This is a genomic window from uncultured Eubacterium sp., assembly GCF_934295145.1.
Lineage (GTDB): Bacteria > Bacillota > Clostridia > Lachnospirales > Lachnospiraceae > Eubacterium_I.
In genome coordinates, this window is the sequence record NZ_CAKRAS010000077.1 from 1 (window position 1) to 10,862 (window position 10,862).

Here is a 10,862-nt window from a genome sequence, read left to right on the forward strand (position 1 = left end):
ATCCGTAATCGCATTTCTTTTTCCTGTTTTCACTCTTCCGGGTACAATTCCAAAGTCCCGAATCCGTTTTTTCTCCACGTTGTTTTCCTCCCTGGATTTTGACACCAACATCTTTCAATGATTGTATCATAATTTTTGAAATAATAGTAAGAAAGTCCCCGGCTAATTGCTTTACGCAATGAAAGCCGGAGACTTCCTTATATAGATATTGAGCGGTTTTCGTAATAAAAGACTGTATGACTGTCGTTCCTGCAGGATGAAATTACAGGCTTCTCCATGCAGTTTCGAGCGCAATCTCGATCATTTCATCAAAAGATTCCTGACGCTCGAGAGCGGTCAGTTCTTCGTGACGGAACATGTGATCAGAGATGGACAGGATACTTAATGCTTTCTTATGAGATGCAACTGCTTCCCAGTAAATGCCTGCTGTCTCCATTTCTACGCAGAGCATACCAAGATCACGGCACAGTGATGGAATATTGGAATCTGCATTATAGAATACGTCAGTGGTAAATACATTGCCGACTTTTACACTTGCTTCTCTCTCTTTGCATACAGATACGGCATCGTTCAGAAGATCAAAATCTGCAGTCGGAGCAAGTGTTCCCGGGAATCCGTACTGTACATCGAATTTGGAGTTCGTAGATGCACTCATAGCAATTACTACGTCGCGTACTTTCATATCATCACGAAGCGCACCGGCAGAACCTACGCGGATGATAGAATCTACATCAAAAAAGTTGTACAGCTCATGTGCATATAAAGTCATGGATGGAATACCCATGCCGCTTCCCATAACAGAGATGCGTTTTCCTTTGTAAGTACCTGTGTAACCGTACATGTTACGAACAGTATTGAATAATTCAGGTTCCTCCAGATATTTTTCAGCAATATATTTTGCGCGCAGAGGATCGCCAGGCATAAGAACCACTTTGGCAACCTTTTCTTTATCAGCAACAATACATGCGGAAGGTGTTGAAATCATGTCTAATTCCTCCTAGGATATGAATAATTTATTTTACAAATTTCACTATACGTGATGAAAAATAAAATGTCAATAAAGTTTGTCGGTTACAGTTCCAAAGCACGGAGCAATCCGTGTAATCAAGATTTGGGTGTTTTGACACCCAAATCATATCATGGAAAAGGCTATATATGGCGCAAATCGAATATCGCTTGCAATTGTAAAACCAGTGTGTTATAATCCAAAAATGACTGTAAGTAGTTAAAGTATACCTTTTTCAAAGAAATTACACGTGACTACATATATATAAAGGAGGAAATTGTCAGAATGAGCGTACAGGTGGAAAAGTTAGAAAAAAATACAGTAAAGCTTACCATTGAAGTTGCAGCAGAAGAACTTGAGAAAGCACTTCAGGAAGCATATAACAGACAGAAAAAAAATATCAGCATGCCAGGATTCCGTAAAGGAAAAGTTCCGAGAGCTATGGTAGAGAAAATGTATGGCGCAGGCGTATTTTATGAAGATGCAGCAAATGCATTAATTCCGCAGGCATATGCTGATGCAGCAAAAGAGTGTGGAGAGGATATCGTATCCAGACCGGTTGTTGATATTACTCAGATCGAGAAAGGCAAACCGTTCATCTTCACAGCAGAAGTTGCTACAAAACCGGAAGTAACACTTGGAAAATACATTGGTGTAACAGTTACGAAAGTAGACGGAACTGTAACAGATGAAGATGTAACAGCAGCAATCGACAAAGAGCGTGAGAAAAATGCAAGAACAATCAACGTTGAAGATCGTGCGATTGAGAACGGCGATACAGCAGTGATCGACTTCGAAGGATTTGTAGATGGTGTTGCATTTGAAGGCGGCAAAGGCGAGAACCATTCCTTAGAGATCGGTTCCGGAAGCTTCATCCCGGGATTCGAAGATCAGCTGATCGGTAAAAACGCTGGTGATGATGTGGATGTAAATGTAACATTCCCGGAAGAGTATCATGCAGAAGACCTCGCTGGAAAAGAAGCTACATTCAAAGTTAAAATCCATGAGATCAAAGCAAAAGAGATTCCGGAGCTTGATGATGAGTTTGTTCAGGATGTATCTGAGTTCGATACCGTTGATGAGTACAAAGCTGATGTAAAAGCTAAATTAGAAGAGCAGAAACAGAACGAGATCAAACGTGCATACCAGGATGAAGCAATCGATAAGATCGTAGACAAATCCACAATGGAACTTCCGGATGCAATGATCGATACACAGTGTGAGAATATGATCAATCAGTTCGCACAGCAGATGGCTCAGCAGGGACTGTCCATGGATCAGTATCTGCAGTTCTCCGGTCTGACACTGGATCAGTTAAAAGAGCAGGTTCGTCCAGATGCGATCACACGTATCAAGAGCAGCCTTGTTCTTGAGCAGATTGCGAAAGAAGAGAACATTGAGATCACAGATGCAGATGTAGATGCTGAGATCGAGAAAATGGCAGCAATGTACAACATGGAAGCTGACAAACTCAAAGAGTACATGGGCGAGGATGAGAAAGAGAACATGAAACAGGATCTGGCTGTACAGAAAGCAGTTGAACTGATCACAGACTCTGTAAAACCTCGTGCAAAAGCAAAAACAAAAAAAGAGAAAGAAGCAGAAGCTGCTGAGGCAGAAACCGCTGAATAATTCTCACAAAAACAGGGGATGAAATCCTCTATTACAAAGTGAATAATACAAAAGCAGATCGTGCCGGCGAGGCCGGTCTGCTTTTCATGTTTTTTCAGACAAAGCATGGAGAAATATGAAAAATATCTATCGAAGTGAAGAATTCTGAAAAATACTAAAAATAGTAGGAGGTAGCAATATGAGTTTAGTACCTTACGTTGTTGAGCAGACAAGCAGAGGCGAGCGGAATTATGATATTTATTCCAGACTGTTAAAAGATAGAATCATTTTCCTGGGAGAAGAAGTAAATGAGACAACAGCAAGCCTGATTGTAGCACAGCTTCTGTTCCTTGAGTCTGAAGATCCGGGCAAAGACATTCAGTTATATATCAACTCTCCGGGAGGAGTGGTTTCCTGTGGTCTGGCTATTTACGATACCATGCAGTACATCAAATGCGATGTTTCCACAATCTGTATCGGAATGGCAGCAAGCATGGGCGCATTCTTACTGGCAGGCGGAACAAAAGGAAAACGTTACGCACTTCCAAATGCTGAGATCATGATCCATCAGCCGTCCGGTGGAGCAAAAGGACAGGCTACGGATATTCAGATCGTAGCAGAGAATATTCTGAAGACAAAAGAACGCTTAAACCGTATTTTATCTGAAAATACAGGCCAGCCTTACGAAGTAGTAGCTGCGGATACTGAGCGTGATAACTATTTGACTGCAGAAGAAGCAAAAGCTTACGGTTTGATTGATGCCGTAATCACAAACAGACAGTAAAATGTAGCGTGGGAGTAAGATTGAATGGCAGGAAGAATAAATCAGGGCGATAAAATACGTTGCTCTTTTTGTAATAAAACCCAGGATCAGGTACACAAACTGATCGCGGGACCGGCAGGCATCTATATCTGTGATGAGTGTATCGAGACGTGTAATGATATTTTAGAAGAGGAAATGCAGGATTACGAAGAAAATGACAGTATGGATATCAATTTGCTGACACCGGAGGAAATGAAAGCGTTTCTGGATGATTATGTCATTGGACAGGATGAGGCAAAGAAGGTATTATCCGTAGCGGTATACAATCATTACAAACGAATTCTGGCAGAACCGGATCTGGATGTAGAACTGCAGAAAAGTAATATCCTGATGCTTGGACCGACAGGCTCCGGCAAGACATTGCTGGCGCAGACACTGGCAAAAATCCTGAATGTACCATTTGCAATTGCAGATGCAACTACATTGACAGAAGCCGGATATGTCGGTGAAGATGTGGAAAATATTCTGCTGAAGATCATTCAGGCAGCAGATTATGATGTATCCAAAGCAGAATATGGTATCATTTATATTGATGAGATTGATAAAATTACACGTAAGTCAGAAAATGCATCTATCACAAGAGATGTTTCCGGTGAAGGTGTGCAGCAGGCATTGTTAAAAATCCTGGAAGGCACGGTTGCGTCTGTTCCACCGCAGGGGGGGAGAAAACATCCGCAGCAGGAGTTGATTCCAATTGATACTACGAATATTCTGTTTATCTGTGGTGGTGCGTTCGAGGGGATTGACCGTATCATCGAAAACCGCATGGATCGTGGTTCCATTGGATTTAATGCAGAACTGACAGGAGAAAATGATAAAAATATCAGTGAACTTCTGAAAGATGCGCTTCCGCAAGATTTCGTGAAATTTGGTATGATTCCGGAGTTTATGGGACGTGTGCCAATCACTGTTTCACTGGAAGCACTGGAACGTGAGGATCTGATCCGCATTTTAAAAGAGCCGAAAAATTCTTTGTTAAAGCAGTATCAGAAACTGTTCTCCTTAGACGAAGTAGAACTTGTTTTTGAGGATGGTGCTTTGGATGCAGTAGCAGATCTGACTATCAACCGGAAGACTGGTGCGCGTGGTCTGCGTGCCATTATGGAAAATGTCATGATGGATCTGATGTATCGGATTCCATCTGATAAAAACATTAAAAAATGCACGATTACAAAAGATATGGTAGAGGGAAATGGAGAAGCAATCCTTGAGTATCGTAATCAGGCAATTGAAACTGAGAAATAAAAAGAGGGAAATACAGCTAAAAAGTGTTTCCCGTTTTGCAAGGGCGGGGTCAGATATGGCGCCGCCCCTTGTGGCATAGAGAGAGGAACAAGATGGGTGAAATTTTGAAAGAATTACCAGCCGTGATCCTGCGTGGCTCTGTATTGCTGCCGGGTGTGGTATCGCATTTTGATATCAGTGCCCGAAAATCCATTCATGCAGTGGAAACGGCGATGAATGGGGACAACTGCATTTTTCTGGTGACACAGAAGGATATGCAGACCGAAAATGCTACACAGGATGATGTGTATGCAATTGGTGTCATTGCAGAAATTAAGCAGATCGTTAAAATGCAGAATCATGTCGTGCGGGTAATTGTTGAGGCGAAAGAAAAAGCCGAGCTGGCTTATTTTATAGACAATGATGAATTATTGAAAGCACAGGTTGTGCTGTCAGATGAAGGTGAAGAAAAAGAAATTGTTGCACCGGAGGTCGAGGAGGCCATGCTGCGTGCATTACAGGAAGAACTTTTGAAATATTGTTCCTCCAATCCGAAGATCGGAAAGGAATTGAAAAAGCAGGCAGATGGATTGAATGAGCTGCACAGCTTCATCCGAATCGTAGCCGGAAACCTTCCAATCAGTTATGAAAAACGACAGAAATTATTAGAGACAGACTCTGTGACAGAACAGTACGAAGCTCTAATGCAGATTTTGCTTTATGAGACTAATATCATGCAGATTAAAAATGAACTGCAGGAAAAAGTAAAAGAGCGGGTAGACAAAAATCAGAAAGAGTATATTCTGAGGGAAGAAATGAAAGTCATCCGGGAAGAGCTTGGAGAGGACAATACCACTTCCGATATCAAACAGTTCGAGGAAACTTTGGAAAAGCTGGAAGCAGATGATTCCGTCAAAGAACGGATTCAAAAAGAAATTGCCCGCTTTAAAAACGTGGCAAACAGTCCGTCCGAAGGCAGTGTTGTACGCGGCTATATTGAGACGTTGCTGGATCTTCCGTGGAATAAGAAATCAGAAGATAATACAGATCTGAAAAATGCGGAACAGATCTTGGATGACGATCACTATGGTCTGGAAAAAGTGAAAGAGCGTGTGCTGGAGTTTCTGGCAGTGCGCGGACTGACCAAAGGTGGTGAGAGTCCGATCATCTGTCTTGTAGGACCACCAGGAACCGGTAAAACAAGTATTGCCCGATCCGTTGCCAGAGCATTGAATAAAAAATATGTCCGCATTTGTCTTGGAGGCGTGAAAGATGAGGCAGAAATCCGTGGACACCGCCGTACTTACGTAGGAGCGATGCCTGGACGACTGATTCAGGGAATCCGTCAGTCAGGCGTGAAAAATCCACTGATGCTGCTGGATGAGATTGACAAGATGAGCAGCGATTACAAAGGCGATCCGTCCTCGGCCATGCTTGAAGTATTGGATTCTGAGCAGAATTCCAAGTTTATCGACCATTATGTGGATATGCCGGTGGATTTATCCGAAGTGCTGTTTATCGCGACGGCCAACGATGTACATACGATTCCGCGTCCGTTGCTGGATCGTATGGAACTGATCGAAGTGTCCAGTTATACTGAAAATGAAAAAATGCATATTGCAAAAGAACATCTGCTGGAAAAACAGAAAGAGAAAAACGGACTGAGCGCAGAGCAGCTTACCATTACCGATGAAGCGATGCATCAGATCATCAGCGGATACACCAGAGAAGCCGGTGTGCGTAATCTGGAGCGAAAACTGGGCGAGATCTGCCGAAAAGCAGCCAGAGAGATTTACGAAGGAAACTGCATGGCAGTACATGTGGAAAAGAATCATCTGGAAGATTATCTGGGAAAAGAGCGCTTTCATGTAGATCGCATCAATGATCAGGATGAAATCGGTATCGTCCGTGGACTGGCGTGGACCAGCGTTGGCGGAGATACCCTTCAGATCGAAGTCAATGTCATGCCTGGAAAAGGCGAGTTCAAACTGACCGGACAGCTTGGCGATGTGATGAAAGAATCTGCACAGGCGGGAATCAGTTATATCCGCTCGGTAGGTGAGCAGTATGACATTCCGGAAGAGTTTTTTACAAAACATGATATTCACATCCATATTCCGGAGGGGGCTGTACCAAAAGATGGTCCGTCTGCGGGTATTACCATGGCAACGGCAATGTTGTCTGCTATCACAAAGAAACCGGTGCGCGCGGATGTGGCGATGACCGGAGAAATTACATTACGCGGACGTGTATTGCCAATCGGTGGGTTAAAAGAAAAACTGCTGGCAGCGAAAGTAGCCGGAATCCGTACCGTATGTGTTCCGGCGCAGAATGAAGCGGACGTGGCAGAAATTTCAGAGGAGATCAAAGAAGGTCTGCAGATTTGTTACGTGAAAACAATGGAAGATGTGCTGAAAATAGCAATGAATGGAGAAAACAATGATCATTAAAAATGTTTCACTGGAAACGGTATGTGGTTATACCAGCAAATTACCGAAAAACACGAAGCCGGAAATTGCCTTTGCAGGAAAATCAAACGTGGGAAAATCGTCCCTGATCAATGCGTTGATGAATCGCAAGGCACTGGCGCGTACTTCTGGTCAGCCGGGTAAGACACAGACCATCAATTTTTACAATGTTAATGACGAACTGTATCTGACGGACCTCCCGGGATATGGATTTGCAAAAGTATCCCAGAAGGAAAAAGAAAAATGGGGTACCATGATCGAGAATTATCTGAACAGTTCCGAGCAGCTGCGCGCAGTGTTTCTGCTGGTGGATATCCGTCATGAGCCTTCCGCAAATGACAAAATGATGTACGAGTGGATGGTATATCAGGGATTTCACCCAATCATCATTGCCACAAAGGCGGATAAGATCAAACGCAGCCAGCTGCAGAAGCAGTTAAAAGTGATCCGTCTGGGGCTGAATACAGAAAAAGGAGCCATTCTGATTCCGTTTTCTGCTGAGACCAAACGGGGAAGAGAGGAAATCTGGGATCTGGTAGATCAGATTTTAGCATCTTCAGGAGAGTCAGATGAAGAATAAATATGTATTTACAGCAGTTTTGCTGGCGGTTATCCTGTTTGTTGGAAGTGTGCTGACCATGGCATATGTCAGAACGGAACAGAAGAAGGAAGAGGCAAAAGATGGTGATCTGTTGGTGGTAACATCTTTTTACCCAATGTACGTTGCGGCAGAAAATGTCATTGGGGATGTGGAAGGCGTTACGCTGGAAAACTTAAGTGAGCCGCAGACCGGCTGTTTGCATGATTATCAGCTTACGGCAGCAGATATGAAACTGTTGTCCAAAGCAGATGTGTTTATTGTAAATGGCGGTGGCATCGAGAGCTTTTTATCCGATGTGGCAGAGTCCTATCCGAATCTGAAAATTGTCCAGGCATGTGATGGGATTGATTTGCTTGAATCCGCGGAAGGAAGCGAGGAATCTCATTCTCATGGTTCCGATTCTGATACGGATACAGATTCAGAGGAGCATTTGCATGAAAACGAAGATGCAGATCACGAAGACCATGATCACTCGGAACATTCCCACGGGGATGAAAATGCACATGCGTGGATGAATTTAGCAGATTATCAGATTCAGGTACAGAACATCTGTAACGGGCTTTCAGAAGCCGATAGTGCTCATGCAGAGCAGTATGCCGAAAATGCGCAGATTTATCAGGGAAAAGTGCAGGAATTACAGCAGGAGGCAGCAGAACTTGCGTCACAGATTGCATCACAGCCGGTGGTGATTTTTCACGAGGCATACGAATATATCGCGCAGGAATACGGATTGCAACTGGCAGGTGAGATGAATCTGGATGAAGAACGCCAGGTCAGTGCAGGCGAAGTGGCTGACATTCTGCATGCCATCGAGGATAATCATGTTTCCGTTGTGTTGGCAGAAGAACTGTATGGCACGGATATGGGGGAAATGGTAGCGAAACAAAGCGGCGTAAAAGTCGTTTATCTGGATACACTGACACGGGGAGACTATTCAGCAGACAGTTATCTGGAAGGCATGAGAAACAATATTAAACAATTAAAAGAGGCATTCCAATGATGAAAAAAATTATACAGCCCTGTGGTCTGCATTGTATCAAAATGCAGGATATCGGTGTTACTATTGGTGAGCAGACGATTTTGCAGCATGTAAATCTGCATATCCACTGTGGAACCCTGGCAGCCCTTATTGGAAAAAACGGTGCGGGAAAATCCACGTTGATCAAGGCAATCCTTGGCGATATTCCGCACAGCGGAACGATTGAGTTCAAAGACCGCGAAAATGGTCATATGCAGAAAATGAAGATTGGTTATGTGCCACAGTCGCTGAATGTTGAAAAAAAGACACCGATCAGCGTGTATGATATGATTGCAAGTTATCAGAGCCGTTATCCGGTTTTCTGGAAAAAAAGTAAAAAAGTATATGCGAAAATAAAAGAACATCTGGCGATTTTTAAGGCGGAAGATCTGATCGATAAACAGGTGTGTAATCTGTCCGGCGGTGAATTGCAGCGTGTACTGCTGTCCATGGCGGTGATGGATGAGCCGAACCTGCTCCTTTTGGATGAGCCGGTTTCCGGTATCGACCAAAATGGTATGGATCTATTTTATCATACGATTTCCGAACTGAAGAAACACTATGACCTGGCCATCATTCTGATTTCACATGACCTGGATTATGTGGCGCAGTACGCGGATCAGGTTATCCTGATCGATAGAACCGTGAAAAAACAGGGAACCGTGCGTCAGGTGTATGAGAGCGAAGAATTTCAGCAGGTATTTGGCAGATTTGATCTGGAAAATTACAAACCGAGCCGTCAGGTGAAAGAACAGCAGAAAAAAGAGATTACTATGCCGAAACACAGCCATGGTTTATGGAAGGAGGAAGAGTAAATGAGTGGAATTACTTCCTTGTTTCAATATGACTTTATGGTCAGTGCGTTTATTGCGGTGCTGATCATTACACCGTTGTTTGGTATATTGGGAACGATGATCGTCAACAATAAGATGGCGTTTTTCTCTGATGCGCTGGGACATTCTGCCCTGACAGGAATTGCTGTAGGCGTGGTATTTGGTATTCCGGATACGAATCTGTCCATGGTGATTTTCGGTATCGTTTTTGCACTGTTGTTAAACTGGATCAAAAGCAAGAGCACGGCATCCACGGATACGATTATTTCTGTGTTTTCTTCCTGTTGTATCGCCATTGGTCTGGCAATCTTGTCCCGTGGCGGAAACTTCAGTAAATATTCCAGTCTGTTGGTAGGAGATATCTTAAGTATTACACGCAGGGAGATTGTGTATCTGTTTTTGATATTCCTTGCAACCATGGTGTTCTGGATCTTGTGTTATAACCGTCTTCAGGCGATCAGTCTGCATCGGACACTGGCAAAAAGTAAACATATTCGGATTCGGTTGATTGAGAATCTGTTTTCGGTATTTATTGCGCTGATGGTAATGCTGTCCATTAAATGGGTTGGTATTCTGATCATCAATGCGTTGTTGATCCTGCCGGCGGCATCCAGCCGGAATATTTCAGAAAACCTGAGAGAGTATCATTTCTTTTCGATTTTGTTTTCGATGTTTTCCGGAATTGTAGGATTGTTTATTTCTTATTATACAAATGTGGCTACCGGCCCGATGATCGTGATTATTGCATCGGTGATTTTCTTCGCGACTTATTTTTACGGCAGAAACCGATAATTATTTGTGTGGTGAAAAATTTATAGGTTACTGAAGGCGCACCAATTTATTTTGTCTTGCTGGCTAACAATCGCTCATCAAGAAAAAATAAATTGGTGCGCCATTTAAGTTGAGAAAATGCTAGTTATTAACCTAGCAACAATCGCCTGCCGAGGAAAAATTGCCTGCCTGGCGTTTATTTACGCCTATGCCATAAACTGAAGGCTGTTTTACTTTCACAGTGTAAATGAAGAAATCGGAGCCTCCTTCTGGGGCAAGCGGTTCAGTAAGCGACTGAGTTTTGCGAGTTTTGCGCGAGCGGGAAACGACCAGCTTTTATCGGAGTTGGAAGTGAGCGCGATAAAACCGAAGTAAAACGAAGGTAGCGAACGGTTAGCTGTCACAGAAGGAGGCACCGATTTCTTTTTATATAAAGTAAATTTCCAACACAAGCCCTGAAAACAAGAATTGCACAAATAATTGGCACAATTCGCACAATAGCGGCAA

At 43.3% G+C, this 10,862-nt stretch carries 9 protein-coding genes; 8 read left to right on the forward strand and 1 reads right to left on the reverse strand.

Annotated elements, in window-relative coordinates; all coding sequences use genetic code 11:
- Positions 1-262 precede the first annotated feature (262 nt).
- Positions 263-985, reverse strand: coding sequence for a purine-nucleoside phosphorylase (gene deoD / locus Q0I54_RS12115; RefSeq protein WP_296118939.1), 723 nt, complete (start codon positions 983-985; stop codon positions 263-265).
- 306 nt (positions 986-1,291) lie between these two features.
- Between deoD and tig the strand changes: the two genes are divergently transcribed.
- From tig to Q0I54_RS12155, 8 genes are all read left to right on the forward strand, one after another.
- Positions 1,292-2,638 (forward strand): trigger factor, encoded by a 1,347-nt coding sequence (gene tig / locus Q0I54_RS12120; RefSeq protein WP_296118940.1) that lies wholly within the window; start codon positions 1,292-1,294, stop codon positions 2,636-2,638.
- A gap of 178 nt (positions 2,639-2,816) precedes the next feature.
- On the forward strand, positions 2,817-3,401 hold the full coding sequence (clpP, locus tag Q0I54_RS12125; RefSeq protein WP_296118941.1) for an ATP-dependent Clp endopeptidase proteolytic subunit ClpP: 585 nt from the start codon (positions 2,817-2,819) through the stop codon (positions 3,399-3,401).
- A 24-nt stretch (positions 3,402-3,425) separates the two neighbouring features.
- On the forward strand, positions 3,426-4,685 hold the full coding sequence (gene clpX, locus Q0I54_RS12130; protein WP_296118943.1) for an ATP-dependent Clp protease ATP-binding subunit ClpX: 1,260 nt from the start codon (positions 3,426-3,428) through the stop codon (positions 4,683-4,685).
- Positions 4,686-4,777: 92 nt separating this feature from the next.
- Positions 4,778-7,114, forward strand: a complete 2,337-nt coding sequence (lon, locus tag Q0I54_RS12135; RefSeq protein WP_296118945.1) for an endopeptidase La — start codon at positions 4,778-4,780, stop codon at positions 7,112-7,114.
- Positions 7,104-7,712 (forward strand): ribosome biogenesis GTP-binding protein YihA/YsxC, encoded by a 609-nt coding sequence (yihA, locus tag Q0I54_RS12140; protein ID WP_296118947.1) that lies wholly within the window; start codon positions 7,104-7,106, stop codon positions 7,710-7,712. The genes lon and yihA overlap by 11 nt, the downstream gene beginning before the upstream one ends.
- Positions 7,702-8,733, forward strand: a complete 1,032-nt coding sequence (locus Q0I54_RS12145; protein ID WP_296118949.1) for a metal ABC transporter substrate-binding protein — start codon at positions 7,702-7,704, stop codon at positions 8,731-8,733. Before yihA ends, Q0I54_RS12145 begins: the two co-directional genes overlap by 11 nt.
- Positions 8,730-9,566, forward strand: coding sequence for a metal ABC transporter ATP-binding protein (locus Q0I54_RS12150; RefSeq protein WP_367270850.1), 837 nt, complete (start codon positions 8,730-8,732; stop codon positions 9,564-9,566). The genes Q0I54_RS12145 and Q0I54_RS12150 overlap by 4 nt, the downstream gene beginning before the upstream one ends.
- On the forward strand, positions 9,567-10,376 hold the full coding sequence (locus tag Q0I54_RS12155; protein WP_296118951.1) for a metal ABC transporter permease: 810 nt from the start codon (positions 9,567-9,569) through the stop codon (positions 10,374-10,376).
- The last annotated feature ends 486 nt before the right edge of the window (positions 10,377-10,862 follow it).

Coding starts and splice junctions, on each gene's coding strand:
- clpP (WP_296118941.1), top strand. CDS start 2,817: ATGAGTTTAGTACCTTACGTTGTTGAGCAGACAAGCAGAGGCGAGCGG.
- Q0I54_RS12150 (WP_367270850.1), top strand. CDS start 8,730: ATGATGAAAAAAATTATACAGCCCTGTGGTCTGCATTGTATCAAAATG.
- Q0I54_RS12155 (WP_296118951.1), top strand. CDS start 9,567: ATGAGTGGAATTACTTCCTTGTTTCAATATGACTTTATGGTCAGTGCG.
- tig (WP_296118940.1), top strand. CDS start 1,292: ATGAGCGTACAGGTGGAAAAGTTAGAAAAAAATACAGTAAAGCTTACC.
- deoD (WP_296118939.1), bottom strand. CDS start 985: ATGATTTCAACACCTTCCGCATGTATTGTTGCTGATAAAGAAAAGGTT.
- lon (WP_296118945.1), top strand. CDS start 4,778: ATGGGTGAAATTTTGAAAGAATTACCAGCCGTGATCCTGCGTGGCTCT.
- Q0I54_RS12145 (WP_296118949.1), top strand. CDS start 7,702: ATGAAGAATAAATATGTATTTACAGCAGTTTTGCTGGCGGTTATCCTG.
- clpX (WP_296118943.1), top strand. CDS start 3,426: ATGGCAGGAAGAATAAATCAGGGCGATAAAATACGTTGCTCTTTTTGT.
- yihA (WP_296118947.1), top strand. CDS start 7,104: ATGATCATTAAAAATGTTTCACTGGAAACGGTATGTGGTTATACCAGC.